This window comes from Actinomadura gamaensis, from assembly GCF_042652125.1.
Classification (GTDB): Bacteria; Actinomycetota; Actinomycetes; order Streptosporangiales; family Streptosporangiaceae; genus Spirillospora; species Spirillospora gamaensis.
In genome coordinates this window covers 157,875-176,254 of the sequence record NZ_JBHSIT010000002.1, presented here as the reverse complement: position 1 = coordinate 176,254, position 18,380 = coordinate 157,875, and the positions used below count along the sequence as shown (strand labels likewise).

Sequence of the window (18,380 nt, the reverse complement as noted above, 5' to 3'; positions counted from 1 at the left end):
TCCGGAGGTTCCGCGATGACCGACCATCCCCCAACGGCCGCAACGCCTTTCGACGTCCCGCGTCCCGCCGTCCGGCCGCGGCGGTTGCGGAGGACGCCCGCGCTGCGCCGCCTGGTCGCCGAGACCCGCGTGTCCGGCGCCGACCTGGTCCTGCCGATGTTCGTCAAGGAGGGCCTCACCGAGCCCGCGCCGGTGCCGTCGATGCCGGGCGTCCTGCAGCACACCCGCGACTCGCTGCGCAAGGCCGCGCGCGAGGCCGTGGAAGCGGGCGTCGGCGGGCTGATGCTCTTCGCCGTGCCCGCGCAGAAGGACGCCGAGGGCAGCGGCGCGACCGACCCCGGCGGCGCGCTCAACACCGCCGTGGCCGACCTGGTCGCGGAGGTCGGCGACGCGACCACCGTCATGGCCGACCTCTGCCTGGACGAGTTCACCGACCACGGGCACTGCGGCGTCCTCGCCGCCGACGGCTCGGTGGACAACGACGCGACCCTCGACCGCTACGCCGCCATGGCCGTCGCGCTCGCCGAGGCGGGCACGCACCTGGTCGGGCCGAGCGGCATGATGGACGGCCAGGTCCGCGCGGTCCGCACCGCCCTGGACGCGGCCGGGCACACCGGCGTCGGCGTCCTCGCCTACGCCGCCAAGTACGCCTCGGCCTTCTTCGGGCCGTTCCGCGACGCGGTCGACTCGTCGCTGACGGGCGACCGCCGCACCTACCAGATGGACCCGGCCAACGGCGCCGAGGCGCTGCGCGAGGTCGCCCTCGACGTCGCCGAGGGCGCGGACGCCGTGATGGTCAAGCCCGCCCTGTCCTACCTGGACGTCGTCCGCCGCACCGCCGACGCGGTGGACGTGCCCGTCGCCGCCTACCAGGTGTCGGGCGAGTACGCCATGGTCGAGGCCGCCGCCGCGCGCGGCTGGATCGAGCGCGACCGCGCCATCGCCGAGACGCTCACCTCCATCCGCCGCGCGGGCGCCTCGATCATCCTCACCTACTGGGCCGTCGAGGCCGCACGGGAGCTGTCGTGACCAAGCCACCGGAACCCAAGCCCGCCGAGAACCACGCGGAGAACCACGCCGAGAACCACGCGGGAGACCACGCGGGAGACCACGCCCGGGGCGGACGCAGGGCCGTCAACGGCGACCACGACGTCGTCGTGATCGGCGGCGGCATCACCGGGCTCACCACCGCCCACCAGATCGTCGCCCGCGCGCCGGGACGCTCCGTCGTGGTGCTGGAGGCGTCCGAGCGGGTCGGCGGCATCGTCGGCTCGCACCACCGGCAGGGCTTCACCGTGGACACCGGCCCGCACGGCTTCGTCGTCTACGGCCCCGGCGGGGTCGGCGACCTGGCGCGCGAGCTGGGCCTCGGCGACGAGCTGATGCTCGCCACCGACGAGGCGCAGGACCTGCTGCTCCTGCGCGACGACCAGGAGCTGATCCCGATGCCGACCACGCCGCGCGAGTTCCTGCGCTCGCCGCTGCTGTCGGCGCGGGGCAAGCTGCGCATCGCGCTGGAGCCGTTCGTCGCCAGGGACCTCACCGAGGAGTCGGTGTTCGAGTTCACCGCGCGGCGGTTCGGGTGGGAGCTGGCGCGCACGCTGGCCGTCCCGGCGGTGCTCGGAGTCACCGGCGGGGACTCGCGGCGGCTGAGCATCGACGCGAAGTTCCCCTACGTCCGGTACCTGGAGGCGCGGCACCGGAGCGTCCTGCTCGGCGCGCTGCGCGCCCAGCTGCGCGGCACGCAGACCGGCCGGTTCTACATCCCGCGCCTGCCGAAGTTCCGCGAGTTCGGGATGCGGCTGCACACCTTCCGCGGCCACGGGATGCAGCGCCTCGTGGACGCGCTGGAGAAGTCGCTCGCCGACCGCGTCCGGCTCGGCCGCAGGGCCGTCCGGATCGAGCGGACGCCGGACGCGAAGCGGCGCTGGACGGTCGTCCAGCAGGACGGCGCGACGCTCACCGCCGACCACGTGGTCGTCGCGCTCCCGGCGTACCGGGCGGCCGAGCTGATCGCGCCGCACCTGCCCGACGCGGCCGAGGCCCTCGCGGCCATCCCGCACCCGGACGTGCGGGTCGTCGCCCTCGCCTACCGGCGGGCGGACGTGCGGCGCGAGCCGTCCGGCATCGGGTTCCTGACGATCCCGACCGAGCGCACGCGGATCCTGGCCAGCATCCACACCTCGACGATCTTCCCCGAGCAGGCGCCCGAGGACATGGTGCTCATCCGCACCCTCGCGGGCGGGATGCAGGACCCGGCGTTCTCGTCGCTGCCGAGCGAGGACGCCGTCCGGGAGGTCCACCACGACCTGGTCCACATCTTCGGCATCCGCGGCGAGCCGGTGTTCTCCTTCGACCACCTGTGGCGGCGGGCGATCCCCGAGTACCCGGTCGGGCACCGCGCGCGGATGGACGCGGTGCTCGCGCAGGCGGCGGCGTCCGGCGGGCTGCACCTGGCCGGGAACACCTACCACGGAGTCGGGATCAACGACTGCGTCCGGGACGCGCGGCGGGTCGCGGGCGACATCGCCTCCGTGCTCGTCCCCGCGGGTGACGCCGCCCCGCGGCCCGTTCCGGCGGGTGGCTGAGCCGGTGCCCGGAGAACCGAGGACGGCCGGCGCCCGCTCCGGCGGCGCCCGTCCGGCGGCGGCCGAGCGGGCCGTCCCGGACGGGCGCCGCCGGCGGCTCCGGTGGCTGCGCCTGGTCACGCTCAGCGTCGCGGTCTCGCTGATCATGGTGGACGGCACCGTCGTGAACGTCGCGCTGCCCACCGTGATCGGCGACCTCGGGCTGACCTCGACCGACGCCGAATGGGTGAACGCCGGGTACATGCTGGTCTTCGCCGCGCTCCTGCTCCCCGCCGGACGCGTCGGGGACGTGGTGGGGCACCGCCGGTTCCTCGCCGCCGGGGTGACGGTCTTCGTCGCCGCGAGCGTCCTCGCGGGGCTCGCGCGCGGCGGCCCGTCGCTGCTGGCGGGGCGCGTGCTCCAGGGCCTCGGCGCCGCGCTGATCCTGCCCTCGGCGATGTCCGTGCTGAACACCGCGTTCCGGGGACGCGACCGGGCCGCCGCGTTCGCGGTCTGGGGGTCGGCCATCGGCGCGACGGTGGCGGTCGGCCCGGTGTTCGGCGGCTGGCTGACCGCCGCCCACTCCTGGCGCTGGATCTTCGCGGTGAACGTGCCGCTCGGCGCGCTGGTCGTCGCCGGCGCGCTGCGGTGGCTGCCGGAGAGCCGGGACCCGCGCGCGACGCTCCGGGCCGGGGCCGTCAGCGTGCTCGCCGCGTCCGCGGGTTTCGCGGCGCTGGTGTTCGCGCTCATCGAGGGCCAGCGGTACGGGTGGTGGACGCCGTCGCGGACGTTCCGGATCGGCGGCGCGAGCTGGCCCGCGCCGGGCGTCTCGCCGATCCCGGTGGCCGCCGTCCTCGGCGCGTGCTGCCTGGCGGTGTTCGCGGTGACCGCCGAGCGGCGGCGCCGGAGCGGCCGGCCGGTGCTGCTGGACATGACGCTGTTCGCCATCCCCGGTTTCCGGGTGGGGAACGTCGCGATCGCGGTGGTGGGGCTGGCCGAGTTCGGGCTGGTGTTCGTGCTGCCGCTGTACCTCCAGGCCGTGCTGTCCCTGGACGCGCTGCACGCCGGGCTGGTGATCCTCGCGCTCGCCGTCGGCTCGCTGGCGGCCGGCCCGGTCGCGGGTCCGGCCACCCGCCGGTACGGCGCCCGCGCGGTCGTCATCGCCGGGCTCGCGCTGGAGACCGCGGGCATCGCCGCCGTCGCCGTGCTGCTCGGGCCGGCGATCTCGCCGTGGACGCTCGTCCCGCCGCTGTTCGGCTACGGGGTGGGCGTCGGGCTCGCCAGCGCCCAGCTGTCGAACGTCGTGCTGGCGGACGTCCCGGTCGAGCGTTCCGGGCAGGCCGCCGGAGCGCAGAACACCACCCGCCTGCTCGGCTCCGCGCTCGGCATCGCCGTGCTCGGCGCGGCCCTCGCGGGCACGCTCGGCGTCCACCTGGACCGGCGGCTGGACGCCGCCAGCGGCCTTTCGCACGACGGCAGGCGGCAGGCGGCGGCGTCCGTGCGGGGCAGCCTCGGCGCGGACATACCCCGGCTCGCCGCGTCCCCCGCCACGGCGCCCGCCCGGACGGCGGCGCGCTCGGCGCTGGCCGAGGCCACCCGCGACGTCACCTGGATCACCGCCGCGCTGATGTTCGGCGGCCTCGTCGCGAGCCTCCGCCTCCCCCGCGACGCGCCCCGCCGCCGAGCCCCGCACGACGACGGTTGACCGACCCTTGGAGGGAGAACACCGGTGCACATCCCAGACGGCTTCATCAACGCCCCGACCTGCCTGGCCGCGGGTGCGTTCACCGCGGCCTGCGTCGGACGGTGCCTGCACGGCGCCCGGTCCGAACTCGACGAACGCACCGCCCCGCTCGCCGGGCTGACCGCCGCGTTCGTCTTCGCCGCCCAGATGATCAACTTTCCGGTGGCGGGCGGGACCAGCGGGCACCTGCTCGGCGGGACGCTCGCGGCCATCCTCGTCGGCCCCTACACCGCGGTGCTCTGCATGGCGGTCGTGCTGACCGTCCAGGCGCTGCTGTTCGCCGACGGCGGGCTCACCGCGCTCGGCGTCAACATCGCGCTGATGGGCGTCGTGACCGTCCTGGTCGGGCACTGGACGTTCCGCCCGGCCGCGCGCCGGTTCGCCGACCGGCCGCGCGCGCTCGCCGTCGCCGCGTTCGTCTCGGCGGCGCTCTCGGTGCCGGTCGCGGCGCTCGGGTTCGTCGCGGTGTACGCGGTCGGCGGGACGGCGGACGTCCCGCTCGGCACCGTCGCGGCCGCCATGGTCGGCGTCCACGTGCTGATCGGCCTCGGCGAGGGGGTGATCACCGCGTTCACCGTCGGCGGGGTCCTCGCCGTCCGCCCGGACCTGGTCCACGGCGTCCGCAGGGCGATGGCCCGGCGGGCCGCCGCCGCGCCCGAACCGTCCCGTGTCTGATCCTCACGGAAGGAACCTGCCATGGACGAAGAACCTGCCAGGGACGAGCCCCATGTCATGCACGACGAGAACGTCCCGGAGGAGAAACGAGCCCGGGACCGCGCACTCAAGCGGCTCCTCGTCATCGGCACGATCGTGGTCCTCGCGCTCGCGGGGTTCGTCAGCTACTACGCCAGCAGCAAGCCGGACGGCCTGGAGAAGGTCTCGGCCGACCACCACCTGGACGCCCGCAAACGGGACCAGCCGATGAAGGACTCCCCGGTCGGCGGTTACCAGGTCAAGGGCGTGCACGACGCGCGGCTGTCCAACGGGCTGGCCGGGCTCGCCGGCGTCGGCGTCGTCGCCGCGGCGGGCGGCGGCCTGTTCTGGCTCGCGCGCCGCCGGCGCACCGAACGGCGGGACGGCCCGTGAGCGGCGGGCACGTCCACCGGCTCTACCGGGCGGGCGACGGCCCGGTGCACCGGCTGCCGCCGCAGTGCAAGATCCTCGGCACGCTCGGCTTCGGCATCGCCGTCGTGGCCACGCCGCGCGATCAGGTGTGGGCCTTCGGATGCTACGCGCTGATCCTCGCGGCCGTCGCGGCGGCGTCGCGCGTCCCGCCCGGCTTTCTGCTGCGCCGGATGGCGGTGGAGCTCCCGTTCGTCGGGTTCGCGTTCCTCCTGCCGTTCGTCGTGCCGGGCCCGCACGTCCACCTGGCCGGAGTGCCGCTGAGCACGTCCGGGCTGTGGTCGTCGTGGAACGTTCTCGCGAAGGCGACCCTGGGCGTCACCGCCTCGATCCTGCTGGCCGCGACGACCGAGCCGCGCACCCTGCTGCTCGGCGTCGAGCGGCTGCGACTGCCGCCGCTGATCGTGCAGATCGCGACGTTCATGCTGCGCTACACCGACGTCGTGCTCGACGAGATCCGCCGGATGCGGACGGCCCGGCTGGCGCGCGGGTTCGACGCCCGCGACCTGCGGCACGTCCCCGTCCTCGCGCGCTCCCTCAGCGCGCTGTTCCTGCGTTCCTACGAGAGGGGTGAACGCGTGTACGTCGCCATGGCCAGCCGCGGCTACAGCGGCACGACCCCGACGCTTCACGACGTGTCCGCGACGGCGCGGCAGTGGGCCGCGACCGGGCTCGTCCCGGCCGTGGCCGCGGCCGTCGCCGCGACCGCCTGGATGGTGCCCGGATGACCGAACCGACCGAACCGACCGCGCCGCCGTCCGTGGAGGTCGGCGGCCTCACCTACGACTACCCGGGCGGGCACCGCGCGCTGCGCGGCGTGGACCTCACCGTCCGGCGCGGCGAGCGCGTCGCGCTGCTCGGCCCGAACGGCGCGGGGAAGACGACCCTCGTGCTGCACCTCAACGGCATCCTGTCCGGCGGAGGGGGCACGATCCGGATCGCCGGGCTGCCGGTGGCCAAGCCGAACCTCCCGGAGATCCGGCGGCGCGTCGGGATCGTGTTCCAGGACCCCGACGACCAGCTGTTCATGCCGACCGTCCGGGAGGACGTCGCGTTCGGCCCGGCCAACCTCGGCCTGCGCGGCCCGGACCTGGACGCCCGGGTCGAGGACGCGCTGCGGCGCGTCGGCATGCTGCACGCGGCGGGCCGTCCGCCGCAGCACCTGTCGTTCGGGCAGCGGCGCCGGGTGGCGGTGGCGACGGTGCTCGCGATGGAGCCGGAGATCCTCGTGCTGGACGAGCCGTCCTCGAACCTCGACCCGGCGAGCCGGGCGGAGCTGGCGGACCTGCTGCTGGGTCTCGGCGTCACCGTGCTGATGGTGACCCACGACCTGCCGTACGCCGCCGAGCTGTGCCCGCGGTCGCTGATCCTCTCCGACGGCAGGATCGTCGCGGACGGACCGACCGGGCTCGTCCTGTCCGACGAGGAGCTGCTGGAAGCGCACCGGCTGCGCCTTCCCTACGGGTTCTCCGTCCGGGAGACCGCCGCCGGCTGACGGAACCCGTCCGACGGAACCCACCCGACGGAACCCCGGCACACGAGAAGGCGGCCACCGGTTGCGGTGGCCGCCTTTCCGGTTCGCCGGGTCCTGCGGTCAGCCCGCCTCGGCGGCGGCCCGCGCGGCGTGCGGCAGCACCTCGACGATCCGCTCCAGCGCCGCGTCGTCGTGGGCGGCCGACACGAACCAGGACTCGAACGCCGACGGCGGCAGGTAGACGCCCCGGTCGAGCGCGGCGTGGAAGAACGCCGCGTAACGGGCGGTCTCCTGCGCGCGGGCGGCGGCGTAGTCGTGGACGCCTCCGGCGTGGTCGCCGAAGAAGACCGAGAACAGGTTGCCCCCGGTCTGGATCAGGTACGGCACTCCCTCCTTGTCCAGGGCCTCGGCCACCGCGGCCCGGAGCGCCGCGGACGTCCGGTCGAGTCCCGCGTAGACCTCGGGGGTCGCCGCCCGTAGGACGGCCAGCCCGGCCGCCGTCGCGAGCGGGTTCCCGGCCAGCGTCCCGGCCTGGTAGACCGGGCCCGCCGGAGCGAGCAGGTCCATCACGCCGGCGCGACCGCCGAAGGCCGCCGCCGGCAGGCCGCCGCCCATGACCTTGCCGAACGTCACGAGGTCGGCGTCGATCGGCTCGTGGCCGTGCCAGCCCGCGGCCGTCACCCGGAACCCGGTGAGGACCTCGTCGGCCACCAGCAGCGCCCCGTGCCGGTGGCACAGCTCGGCGAGCAGGGCGTTGAACCCGGGCCGGGGCGGCACGACGCCCATGTTCGCCGGGCACGCCTCGGTGATGGCGCAGGCGACGGTCTCGCCGTGCTCGGCGAACGCCGCGCGGACCGCGTCCGCGTCGTTGTAGGGCAGGACGATCGTGTCGGACGCGGCGGCGCCGGTGACGCCCGGCGAGTCCGGGAGCCCGAACGTCGCCACGCCCGACCCGGCCGCCGCGAGCAGCGCGTCGGAGTGCCCGTGGTAGCAGCCCGCGAACTTGACGATCCGGCCGCGTCCGGTGAAGCCCCGGGCGAGCCTGATCGCCGACATGGTCGCCTCGGTGCCCGAGGTCACCAGGCGGACCCGCTCGACCGGCGCGCGGCGGGCGATCTCCTCGGCCAGCTCCACCTCGCCCTCGGTGGGCGCGCCGTAGGACGTGCCGCGCTCCGCCGCGTCCCGGACCGCGCCGACGACGGCCGGCGGGGCGTGCCCGAGCAGGGCCGCGCCCCAGGAGCACACCAGGTCCACGTACTCGGTGCCGTCCACGTCCACCAGGTAGGGGCCGCGGGCCGAGGCCATGAATCTCGGGGTGCCGCCGACCGCGCCGAACGCCCGCACGGGCGAGTTGACCCCGCCGGGCGTGACGCGCCGGGCGCGCCGCCACAGTGCTTCCGTTCGCTCCGTGCGGTTCATCGCGTTCCTCCCTCTCCGCTCGGCCGGCCCGCTCAACCGGCCCGGCCGGCCGTCTCCGGAGCGGACGCGCCGGGCGGCGTCCGGTACCACTCGTGGACGTCCGGGATGTCGCCGATGGTCGCCTTGAGGACCTCCCCCGGACGCTCCTCCTCGCCGACCGCGAGCACGAACCGGGCCGGGACCTCACCGGTGATCTCCATGGTGTAGGTGCCCGCCTCGGCCGCCATCCGGCCGACGCTGTAGCTGAGGTAGGACGTGTCGGTGTAGGGCTCGTCGAACGTCTCCCGGCGGTGGGCGGTGAACACGCGCCGCTCCCCGGACGGCGCCACCAGCGTCAGCGACGGCAGCAGCTCGGGCGCGATGCCGGTCTCGGGCGGCAGCTTGGGGATCAGCATCTCGACGAACAGCACGTCGCCCGCGTCCAGGTCCGCCTGGACGACCCGGACGTCGCCCGGCTCGTCGAGCACGCCGTAGAACGCGAACGACACCTTGCCGTCCGGGAGCGCGGGGGCGGTGAGGGCGCTGGCGTTCAGCCGGGTCAGCATCACCGGGATGTGGGCGGCGAGGACGCCGGCCCGGTAGTCCCCCGCCGTGGCGAGAAGGGCTCCGGCGCCGGCGATCACGGCCTGCGCGCGCCAGCCGAGACGGCGGCGGAGCGCGGACGGGACGAACTTCATGGTCACCTCCAGGTCGGTCCGCGGCGGCGTCCGCCGCGGCGGTTCACGGGTCGGGGGATCAGCGGTCCGATCCCGGGTCGCCGGACGGGGACGCCGTCCGGCGGTAGCGGAAGACGCACACCCGCGCGCCCTCGGCGCGGTGCGCCAGCGCGCGCACGTCGAGTTCCGGCAGCGCCCGCCGCGTCGCCTCGACCTCGAGGTCGCACAGCAGCGGTTCGGTCTGGTCGGCGGACAGGCCGAGCTCCTCGGCCGCCGTCACGCACGTGCAGGTGAAGGCGATCTCCAGGGCGGCGTCCTCGCCGGGGAGGCGCTCGTCGACGACCTCGTGGACGAGGCCCGCCGCCTCCAGCCACGGCAGGGCCTTCGCCATGCCCTCGGCGAGGGCGCCCGCCGCCACGGCGGGGCCGAGCCGGGCGGCCTGCTTCTCGGGCAGGCCGTCCAGCATCGCCTCCCGGGCGCGCTCGGGTCCCAGCCGCTCGCGCAGCTCGCGGTAGCGGCGCAGCTGCTCGGCCAGGCCGCGCCTGAGGTTCGGGTCGGTGATCTCGCGCATGGTCACTCCTGCGTGGGTTGCCGGTCGCGGTGGACGGTGGGCGGGGTCCTCGGCGGGAGCGGCGGGCGGCCGGGCCGCGGTGACGCCGGCTCCCCGGCGAGGACGAGGCTCGCGTGCGCGAGCAGGGCGAGGGTGATGTGGCGGTACCAGGCCGTCCAGAGCCTGACCTCGTAGTGGTCGAGGCCCACGTCGGCCCGCGCGGACGCCGCGTACAGCGCGCCGCGCTCGGCCTGCCGCGCGACCTCGGCGAGCTGCCGGAGCGTGGTGCCCGCGGGTCCGGCGCAGAGGTAGGTCAGCGTCCGGCGCAGGTCCCGGCGGACGAGCAGCCACTGGGCGAACCCGGCGCGTCCGGCCGGGCGGAGCAGCACGCGCGCGGTGTGGCACACGCCGTCCGGGCGGAGCGGGTCGCCCGGGTCCCGGACGCGCAGCCAGTCCCGCGCCGGGATGGCCGCGATGACCTCCTCCGGGACGCCCCGCTCGGTCCACGCCTCCGGTCGCGGTCCGGGCGCGTCCGCGCCCCCGCTCGCCCGCCCGAACGAACGCCCGGACGAACGCCCGGACGCCCGCCCGGACGGACGCCCGGGCGGGCGCAGCCCGAGCACGTACGGCACGCCCCGCGCGGCCAGCCGCCGCCGGAACTCCACGTCGTGCCCGAAGGGGCTCGCCGCGGCGACCCAGGCGAACGGGACCGACGCGTCCAGCGCGCGCCGGACCATCTCCCAGCCCAGCTGGGTCCGGGTCCGGAACGGGATCTCGACGGGCACGCCCGCGCGGGCGCGGCGCAGCGGGTCGCGCGCCCAGGCGGGCGGCAGGAAGAGCTCCCGGTCGATGATCGCCTGCGCGCGCGGCACGGCGTAGGTGAGGAACACCGCCGTCTGGCAGTTGCGGACGGCACCGGCGGCCGCGACGTGACGCGGGCCGACCCCGACCGAGCTGCTCCCCTTCTTCTCGAACGCCTCCTCGTGGACGACCAGCACCGCCGCCTCGTCGGCGAGGTGCTCCAGCACGACGTCGCGCAGGTCGTCGCGCAGCTCGTCGGCGTCCCAGCGCGCGGTGGTCAGCAGCCGCTGCATGCCGTCCGGACGGTCCTCGCCGGCGGCCTCGGCGAGTCGCCTGCCGTTGCGCCGGCCGCCGGAGGCGACCATGCCGCGCAGGAAGGCGAAGGCGCGCTCCCGGGGCTCCGCCCGGGCGAACCTCGGTCCGATCATCCGGTGCAGCCGGCGCAGGAACAGCTCGGTGCGCAGAATGCGCGCGGATTCGGCGCTTCCCCGGTCCGGGACACCGCCCGGCGCACCGTCCCGCGCCCTTTCCCCCGGGCTGCCCCCGGCGCTCTCCCCCGCGTTCTCGCCCGGCGGCGAGAACTCCATGACACGAGCCGGCGACGTGTTCAATTCGATCCCCTCGAATTTGATTTTCGTCGGCCGCCGATCCCCCTCACACTTCGGCGCCCTCATTCGGAAATGCGGTCGCCGTCACAGTAGGCGGCCCGGCACCCGGCTGTCTTCGGTCATGCGTTGATCTTTCCCGGCCGGGAATTCCACGGGCATCCAGGGCGGGGTCCACGAATGTTGAGCGGCGCCGGACGGGCCGTCCACCCGCGTTGCCCCTGGCGGGGCGCCGGACGAACGGATGTGGAATCACCGTCCGTGACGTCGGCGTCTTCGAAACGCCGGAACATTCGCTCCGAACACACAAATACCCTCTTCCCGCTTTTGCAAATCATTCGCAAAAACGGGAAGAGGGTATTCGCCGGGCGCGGGGACCGGCTAACCGCGCCCGGCCGGCTCCCCGGCCACCAGCCCCTGCCGGAAGGCGAACGCGACCACCTGCGCGCGTCCGGGCACGCCGAGCTTGGCCGTGATGTGGTGCACGTGGGACCGGACGGTCGCGGTCGACACGTGCAGCTCCTCGGCGATCTCGGTGTCGGAGAGCCCGCCGGCGACCAGCTCCAGCACGTGCCGCTCGCGGTCGCTCAGCGCCTCGGCCACCGCGGGCCGCACCGAGGTCGCCACCGGCACCCGCGCCACCCAGTCCAGGAGCTGCCCGGTGACCGCCGAGGTCAGGACCGCTCCACCCGAGGCCACCACCCGGATCGCCCGCACGATCTCGTGCGGGGGGCAGTCCTTCCCCACCACGCCCCGCACCCCCGCGCGCAGCGTCTCCAGCAGCGACGCCTCGTGCGCGGACGCCGCCATGACCACCACGCCCGGTCTGCGCCCGCCGTCCGCGACGAGGTTCCGTACCAGTTCGCTCGCCTCCCCTTCGGCCAGCGGCAGGCCGACCAGGACGATGTCCGGCCGCCGTTCGGCCACCAGCGGCACCAGTTCGCGTCCCGTCCGGGCCTCCGCCACGAGCTCCAGATCGGGTTCGGCCTCCAGGATCATGCGGACCCCGAGCCGGGTGAGCGCCTGGCGATCAAGAACGATCACCCGTACCGTCACGCGCCCCTCCCTCTCGCGCGCACGCTCCGCTTCCACCTCATCGAGCACACCCCCAAGTCGCGGCCGCGGCCGCGGTCGGTCGACCGCCACCCGGCCCGGCGCCGCGCTCCGCACGTCCGCATTCGGGCAGGCGAACAGTCCGGAGCGGGGGTACGGGGTTCGGGAGCGGCCGTCGACGACAGTTCCGGGACGCGGCCTCCAGGAGGGCGGCCGCGCCCGGTCGTTCACCGCGGGGACGCGGAGCCCACGACGATCACGCTCCGCATTCCCGCGTCCAACTCAAGGTCACCGGTCAAGGACGTCTTGCGATTCACATATACATAGGTTTCGTCGAACCGATCAACAAACGAGTTCGTCAGGCAACGGTAAAAACGCTCGACCGGCCCGGAGAATTCTTGATACGGGTGGCGGGATTCGGCCGCGGAAACCGACTACCGCAGATATCTTGCACATCCGTCCGCGATCCTGTTCGAAAGGCGGCGCGCGCGGCCCGCCGCCGATTCGCAGGCGACGCGGCGTCCGGCTGACGCATCCCTGACAGACCGTCCGCGCGCGGCGCCGCTCGCGGAGCGGTCAATGGCGCACCGGTTCGAAAACAGTGTCCCGGTGGTGCAGATCGGGCTCACCCGCACGCCGGGGCTCCGGTGTCAGGCGGTGGCCCCGAGACTGCGCAGCACGAAGGTGGTGACCCGCCCGACCGTCTCGTCGAGGTCGCGCACGCCCTGGCCGAGGGGGTAGCGCTCCGCGCCGAGGCAGGCGTGGACGAGGTGGGCGGTGGCGGCGGGATCGCACTCGGCGAACTCCCCCGCGCGCACGCCGTCCTCGATGATCTCGGTGAGCATCCGGCCGAGCGGACCGACGTGGGCGTGCATCTCACGGTAGCCGTCGGGGCCGAGGAGGGTGGCCAGTTCCGGACCGGCGGGCTGGGGATGGGCGGCGAAGTCGGCGAGCTGCCGGCGGATGTAGACGACGATCCGCTCGGTCGGCGTCCCGGCGTCCCGGAGCGCCCGCTCCAGCTCCTCGGTGAACCGGCCGGTCTCGTGCTGGGCGTGCGCGATGAGCAGGGCGCGCACGTCGGCGAAGTAGTTGTAGACGACGCTCCGGTTCAGTCCCGACCGCTGCGCGACCTCGGCCATCGTCAGCCGGTCCACGCCGTCCTCGGTCATGATCTCCCGCACCGCCAGGAGGATGCGCTCGCGCATGGCGGCCCGGTGCTGGTTCAGGGATCCGGAGATTCGGGGCACGCTCGCATCGTAGGCGACCCGCCGCCGGACACCCGCGCTGACCAGCGATTTTTCGGCGACACGTAGGTACTACAGGACGTAGATACACAACGTCTGTAGGGTGGCCCCGTGATGGTTCGCGGAAGGACTTCGCCCGCGCCCGCGGCGGCCGGGCCGCCGGACGGCCCCGCCCCGTGCGCGGCGACCGGGCTGACCAGGAGATTCCCGGGCGCGTCCCGGCCGGCCGTGCGGGACGTCTCGGTCACCGTGCGCCCCGGCGAGATCTTCGGGGTGCTCGGACGCAACGGGGCCGGGAAGACGACGCTCATCCGGATGCTGGTCGGGCTCTGCCGCCCGGACTCCGGCCGCGTGCTGCTGCGCGGCCGCGAGATCACCGGGAACGCCGCGCTCGGCGCGAGCGGCCTCGCCTACCTGCCGCAGCGCGAGTCGGCGCTGGCGGACACGACCGTCCGGACCGCGGTCGAGACGACGGCGCGGCTGCGCGGCCTGCCTCGCCGCGACGCGCGGGCCGCGTGCGACGGCGTCCTCGCCGAGCTCGGGATCACCGGCCTCGCCGGACGGCGGGTGGCGCGGCTGTCGGGCGGGCAGCGCAGGATCGCGGGCGTGGCCGCCGCCCTCGCCGGGTCCGGCCCGCTGCTGGTGCTGGACGAGCCGACCACCGGCCTCGACCTCGACGCCCGCCGCGCGGTCTGGTCGGCGCTGGCCCGCCGCCGCGACGCGGGCTCCTCCGTGGTCCTGGTGACGCACAACGTGCTGGAGGCGGAGACCGTCCTCGACCGGGTGCTGGTGCTCCACGCCGGACGCGCCGTCGCGACCGGCACCCCCGGAGAGCTGAAGGCCCGGTTCGACGGGCGCGTCCGGCTCGATCTGCGCTGGCGCGGGCGCCCGCCGCTCGATCCCGGCGACCTGGACGGCGAGGTCGCCGCCGACGGGCGGCGCTGGTCGGTGCGGCTCCCGCTCGGGCGGGCCCGCCGCCTGCTCGACGTCCTGCTGGCCGGCCCCGCGTTCGCCGAACTCGACGACTTCGCCCTCGCCCCGCCCAGCCTGGAGGACGTCCTACTGGCCTGCGACGCCGGCCCGCCACCGCCGGACGACCCCGCGCCCAGCGACGCGGACGCCGGAGATCGGGAGGCGGTGCGATGACGGCGCCGGCCTTCACGCCCGTTCCGAGGACGGTCGCCGCCGTGTTCGCCGGGCAGATCGGGCGGGCGCGCGCCGGAGGCGGCGCGGTCGTGCTCGTCGCCACCGTGCAGGCGCTGGCGATCCTCGTGCTGCTCCACGGGATGGGCGGGTCGCCCGGCCAGGGGTCCCGCGCGGCCGTGACGGCGGGCGCGACGTTCTCGGTGGCCGCGTTCATCGGCTGGAACCTGCTCGCCCAGCGGACGTCCGCGCTCAAGCACGGCGGCGGCCTGGAGTACTACGGGACGCTTCCGGTCCGTCCGGCCGCCGTGGTGCTGGGCTTCTGCGCCTGCTACGGCGCGTTCGCCCTGCCCGGGATCGCGCTGAGCGCCCTCGCCGGGACGTCGCTGTTCGCGCTTCCGACCGCGCACCTGTGGGTGCTGGTCCCGGCGACGGTGACGTCCTGCCTGCTGTTCAGCGCGCTCGGCGCGCTCAGCGGCCTGGGCTTCCGGCGGCCGGAGACCGCCGCGCTCGCGGGCCAGCTCGGGCTGACGCTGGCCATGTTCGTCGGCCTCGTCCCGCCCCAGTCCCTGCCCGGCTGGCTCACGCCGCTGCGCGCCGCGCTCCCCCTCGCCTACGACGTCGACGCGCTCGCGTCGGCGCTGTCCGCGCACCCGCACTGGACGGCCATCACCGCGCGCCTTCTCGGCTCCGCACTCGCCGGTGCCTGCTGCCTGGCGCTGGCCTCGCGCGCCTACCGCTCCGCACTCGACGAGTGACGCGAACCTCCGACCGACGACCGACGACCGACGACCGATCGAACGATCGACCGCACGATCAGACACGATCAGAGAGGAACGACCCTTGCCTTCGGACACCGCGCTGGCGGCGCTGAGCAACACGCTGATCAACAGCGCCACCGCCCTCTACACCCTCGCCGCCCTGGCGTTCATGGCGATCTTCGCCTACCGCGGCGCGCCCGCCCGGGAACGGAGCGTGCCGGCCGCCGTCCCCGAGCGGGTCCTGGTCGGCTCCGGCGCGCCCGTTCCCGCGCCACCGGGCCCGGCCGGCGACCCGGACGGCCCGCCCGCGGGCGGGCCGCCGAGCGCCGAGCCCGAGCAGGCGCGCGCCCTGTCGGCGGAGAACTTCGGCCGGTACGCGGTCGCGCTCACCGCCCTCGGCTGGACGGTCCAGCTCGCGGCGCTCACCACCCGCGGCCTGGCGGCCCACCGGGTGCCGTGGGCCAACATGTACGAGTTCGTATGCGCGGTGACCTTCGCGGCCGTGACCGCGCTGCTGGTGCTGTTCGGCCGCGGGCGCACCTACTACCTGGGCGCGTTCGTCGTCTTCCCCGTCGTCGTCGGGCTCGGGCTGGCCACCACGGTGCTGTACACGCCGGTCAGCCCGCTCCAGCCGTCCCTGCACTCGTACTGGCTGGCCATCCACGTCCTCGCGGCCATCGTCGCCACCGGCGCGTTCACCGTCGCCGCCGCGCTGGCGGCCGTCTACCTGTACCAGAGCAGCGCGCGCGGTCTCGCCGCCGCCGCAGCCGCCGGTTCCACGTCCGCGGGTTCCGCGTCCGCCGGTTCCGCCTCCGCGGGTTCCACGTCCGCCGGTTCCCTCTCCGCCGGTTCCGCCTCCGCCGCGTCCGCTGAGGACGACGGCTCGCGCGCGTTCACCGTCGCGGCGATCGCCGCCCGGCTGCCGAGCGCGGCGACGCTGGAGCGGCTGGCCCGCCAGACGATCCTGTTCGCGTTCCCCATCTGGACGTTCGCCATCATCGCCGGCGCCATCTGGGCCGACAGCGCCTGGGGCCGCTACTGGGGCTGGGACCCGAAGGAGACGTGGGCCTTCGTCACCTGGATCGTGTACGCCGCGCACCTGCACGCGCGCAACACCCGGGGCTGGAGCGGACGCCGGGCCGCCGTCATCTCCCTCGTGGGGTACGGCTGCCTCCTCTACAACCTGGTCGGCATCAACATCTGGGGTTCGGGTCTCCATTCCTACGCGGGCGTCTGACCCCTCCGGGATTATCTCGGGCATATCACGGCTCCCGCCCGCCCGAACATATCGGGAAGATCATCCAAGAAATCGAGAAAAAGCCGCGGCGACAGCGAAGAGAAAAGAGAGAAGGCGGCCGCTGGCCGGGGATGGCCAACTTATTCGCGACGCATTCTCAGGCGGCGGGATGTGTGACACAGTGCTCCTCGTTCGGCCCTTGCCGAATGGTTTCGGTGTGCGAGGGGAGCTGGCGAATGTCACACCGTCCTCGATGGTCGTCGCGTCCATTCATGATCCTTGCGGCGGCCGCCGCGCTCGTCACGGCCGTCACCACCGCGCCCGCCGGGGCCGTCCCGGCGGGCGCCCCGGCCGGCGGGGGGCCGAGCCCCGCCGCCTGCGCCCACCGGGTGAACGACACCGCCAGGAAGCTGGTGGAATGCGTCCGCACCGAGGACCTCTGGCGGCACATGCGGGCCTTCCAGGCGATCGCCGACGCCCATCCGGGGGCCGACGGGCACCCCTCGCGCAACTCGGGTGAGCCCGGCTACAAGGCGTCCGTCGACTACGTCGCCAAGCTGATGCGGCAGTCCGGGTACGACGTCACGATCCAGACCTACAAGTTCTTCTACTTCGCCTTCACCTCGACGCCGACGTTCCGCGAGGTGTCCCCCACCGCGCACGACTACACCGTCGTCACCGACTGGAACCCCGGCCAGAGCACCGGCTCGGCCTCGGCGGCGCTCCAGCCGGCGGGCGGCATCGTCATCCCGCCGACGCCGACGCCGAGCTCGACCAGCGGCTGCACGGCGGCCGACTTCACCGGCTTTACGGCGGGACGGGTCGCGCTCGTCCAGCGCGGCGGCTGCAACTACGGGGTCAAGGTCCAGAACGCGCAGGCGGCCGGCGCGTCCGGTGTGATCGTCTTCAACGAGGGCAACCCGGGCCGGACGGACGTGGTCAACGGCAGCCTCGTGGACGCCAACGGCAACCGGATCGTCCCGACGATCCCGGTGGTGTTCACCTCGTTCGCGACCGGGAACGACCTGTACACGCAGTACCAGCAGGCCGCGAAGAACGGCACCGCGCCGCCGGTCATGGGCATCGACATCAAGGCGAAGGTCGACCCGAACGCCGACGACTACAACGTCATCGCCGAGTCCAAGGGCGGCGACCCGAACCACGTCGTGGTCGTCGACGCGCACCTCGACGCGATCTACGGCGCCGGGATGCTCGACAACGCGTCCGGCTCGGCGACGATCCTGAACATCGCGCAGCTGATGCACAAGGTCACGCCGCGCAACAAGCTGCGGTTCATCTGGTTCGGCGGCGAGGAACTGGGCGAGCTCGGCTCGTCCTACTACGTCGGCAACCTCGCCCCGGCCGACCTGGCGAAGATCGGGTACGACCTGGACGCGGACGTGACCGCGACGCCGAACTACGACGTCGGCGTGCTCGACCCGGCGGGCGTCGACCTGTTCACCCGCACGGTCTCCGAGCAGTTCCCGCCGCAGGTGTACGAGCCGTCGAAGATCGCCCGCGACCTCGGCGTCCAGTACTTCGACTCGATCGGCAAGAAGCACATCTTCTTCTCCCCGGTCGGGACCGACGCCGAGCAGTTCAACCTGGCGGGCGTCCCCGCGAGCGGCGTGCTGACCGGCCAGGACTGCTGCAAGCTCCAGTCGGACGTCGATCTGTTCGGCGGCTACACCGGCAACTTCGAGGGCAAGATCCCGAGCACCGACGGCGGCTGCGTCGACAACCCGTTCCGCTGGTGCGACAACCTGAGCAACAACGACCCCAGGGTCATGACGTTCATGTCCAGGGGATTCGCGAACATGGTCGGCACCATGGCGTTCGACACGAGGGTGCTGTCGGGGCCGGCCAATCCCCGCGTCCACGCGGCGGCGCCTCCGTCATCCCATTCCCGGGGCGCTCCGGTCCGCTGATCCGAGCCTTTGGTCACCACTGAAACGGCCGCGAGCCGAACGGCACTCCCAGTGCCGGGACGGCTCGCGGCCGCTC

At 74.4% G+C, this 18,380-nt stretch carries 16 protein-coding genes and 1 pseudogene; 11 read left to right on the top strand and 6 right to left on the bottom strand.

What is annotated here, in order from left to right; translation table 11 throughout:
- Positions 1-15: 15 nt before the first annotated feature.
- The 7 genes from hemB to ACFPCY_RS06660 are packed head-to-tail and all read left to right on the top strand — an operon-like array spanning position 16 to position 6,928.
- Positions 16-1,029 carry a porphobilinogen synthase gene (gene hemB / locus ACFPCY_RS06690; RefSeq protein WP_378252738.1) on the top strand — a complete coding sequence of 338 codons (1,014 nt, stop codon included), beginning with the start codon at positions 16-18 and terminating at the stop codon, positions 1,027-1,029.
- Positions 1,026-2,588, top strand: a complete 1,563-nt coding sequence (gene hemG / locus ACFPCY_RS06685) for a protoporphyrinogen oxidase (RefSeq protein WP_378252737.1) — start codon at positions 1,026-1,028, stop codon at positions 2,586-2,588. The genes hemB and hemG overlap by 4 nt, the downstream gene beginning before the upstream one ends.
- Complete coding sequence (locus ACFPCY_RS06680) at positions 2,581-4,272, top strand: DHA2 family efflux MFS transporter permease subunit (RefSeq protein WP_378252736.1); 1,692 nt, start codon at positions 2,581-2,583, stop codon at positions 4,270-4,272. Before hemG ends, ACFPCY_RS06680 begins: the two co-directional genes overlap by 8 nt.
- Positions 4,273-4,296: 24 nt before the next feature.
- Positions 4,297-4,986, top strand: coding sequence for an energy-coupling factor ABC transporter permease (locus ACFPCY_RS06675; protein WP_378252735.1), 690 nt, complete (start codon positions 4,297-4,299; stop codon positions 4,984-4,986).
- A gap of 21 nt (positions 4,987-5,007) precedes the next feature.
- A complete protein-coding gene (locus ACFPCY_RS06670) occupies positions 5,008-5,397 on the top strand; it encodes a PDGLE domain-containing protein (protein WP_378252734.1) in 390 nt (129 codons plus the stop codon).
- Positions 5,394-6,161: a cobalt ECF transporter T component CbiQ gene (gene cbiQ, locus ACFPCY_RS06665; RefSeq protein WP_378252733.1), complete on the top strand. Its 768-nt coding sequence runs from the start codon at positions 5,394-5,396 to the stop codon at positions 6,159-6,161. Before ACFPCY_RS06670 ends, cbiQ begins: the two co-directional genes overlap by 4 nt.
- Entirely contained in the window at positions 6,158-6,928 is a 771-nt protein-coding gene (locus tag ACFPCY_RS06660) for an energy-coupling factor ABC transporter ATP-binding protein (protein WP_378252732.1), read from the top strand. The genes cbiQ and ACFPCY_RS06660 overlap by 4 nt, the downstream gene beginning before the upstream one ends.
- Positions 6,929-7,027: 99 nt before the next feature.
- On the opposite strand, the gene hemL is transcribed toward ACFPCY_RS06660, so the two are convergent.
- From hemL to ACFPCY_RS06630, 6 genes and pseudogenes are all read right to left on the bottom strand, one after another.
- Positions 7,028-8,326 carry a glutamate-1-semialdehyde 2,1-aminomutase gene (hemL, locus tag ACFPCY_RS06655; protein WP_378252731.1) on the bottom strand — a complete coding sequence of 433 codons (1,299 nt, stop codon included), beginning with the start codon at positions 8,324-8,326 and terminating at the stop codon, positions 7,028-7,030.
- 32 nt (positions 8,327-8,358) lie between these two features.
- Positions 8,359-9,003, bottom strand: coding sequence for a hypothetical protein (locus ACFPCY_RS06650; RefSeq protein ID WP_378252730.1), 645 nt, complete (start codon positions 9,001-9,003; stop codon positions 8,359-8,361).
- Between the two features lie 58 nt (positions 9,004-9,061).
- A complete protein-coding gene (locus ACFPCY_RS06645) occupies positions 9,062-9,553 on the bottom strand; it encodes an L-2-amino-thiazoline-4-carboxylic acid hydrolase (RefSeq protein ID WP_378252729.1) in 492 nt (163 codons plus the stop codon).
- A gap of 62 nt (positions 9,554-9,615) precedes the next feature.
- Positions 9,616-10,920, bottom strand: a pseudogene (locus tag ACFPCY_RS06640) (IS701 family transposase); the annotation flags it as partial.
- A gap of 399 nt (positions 10,921-11,319) precedes the next feature.
- Positions 11,320-11,994, bottom strand: coding sequence for a LuxR C-terminal-related transcriptional regulator (locus ACFPCY_RS06635; protein ID WP_378252727.1), 675 nt, complete (start codon positions 11,992-11,994; stop codon positions 11,320-11,322).
- Positions 11,995-12,641: 647 nt separating this feature from the next.
- Positions 12,642-13,238 carry a TetR/AcrR family transcriptional regulator gene (locus tag ACFPCY_RS06630; RefSeq protein WP_378252726.1) on the bottom strand — a complete coding sequence of 199 codons (597 nt, stop codon included), beginning with the start codon at positions 13,236-13,238 and terminating at the stop codon, positions 12,642-12,644.
- A gap of 111 nt (positions 13,239-13,349) precedes the next feature.
- Here ACFPCY_RS06630 and ACFPCY_RS06625 point away from each other — a divergent pair, with 111 nt between their 5' ends.
- From ACFPCY_RS06625 to ACFPCY_RS06610, 4 genes are all read left to right on the top strand, one after another.
- A complete protein-coding gene (locus tag ACFPCY_RS06625; protein WP_378253762.1) occupies positions 13,350-14,381 on the top strand; it encodes an ABC transporter ATP-binding protein in 1,032 nt (343 codons plus the stop codon).
- Complete coding sequence (locus ACFPCY_RS06620; protein ID WP_378252725.1) at positions 14,378-15,136, top strand: ABC transporter permease; 759 nt, start codon at positions 14,378-14,380, stop codon at positions 15,134-15,136. The genes ACFPCY_RS06625 and ACFPCY_RS06620 overlap by 4 nt, the downstream gene beginning before the upstream one ends.
- Positions 15,137-15,221: 85 nt before the next feature.
- On the top strand, positions 15,222-16,376 hold the full coding sequence (gene ccsB, locus ACFPCY_RS06615) for a c-type cytochrome biogenesis protein CcsB (RefSeq protein ID WP_378252724.1): 1,155 nt from the start codon (positions 15,222-15,224) through the stop codon (positions 16,374-16,376).
- 272 nt (positions 16,377-16,648) lie between these two features.
- The gene (locus ACFPCY_RS06610; protein WP_378252723.1) at positions 16,649-18,304 is read left to right on the top strand and encodes a M20/M25/M40 family metallo-hydrolase; all 1,656 of its coding nucleotides are present in this window, start codon (positions 16,649-16,651) and stop codon (positions 18,302-18,304) included.
- The last annotated feature ends 76 nt before the right edge of the window (positions 18,305-18,380 follow it).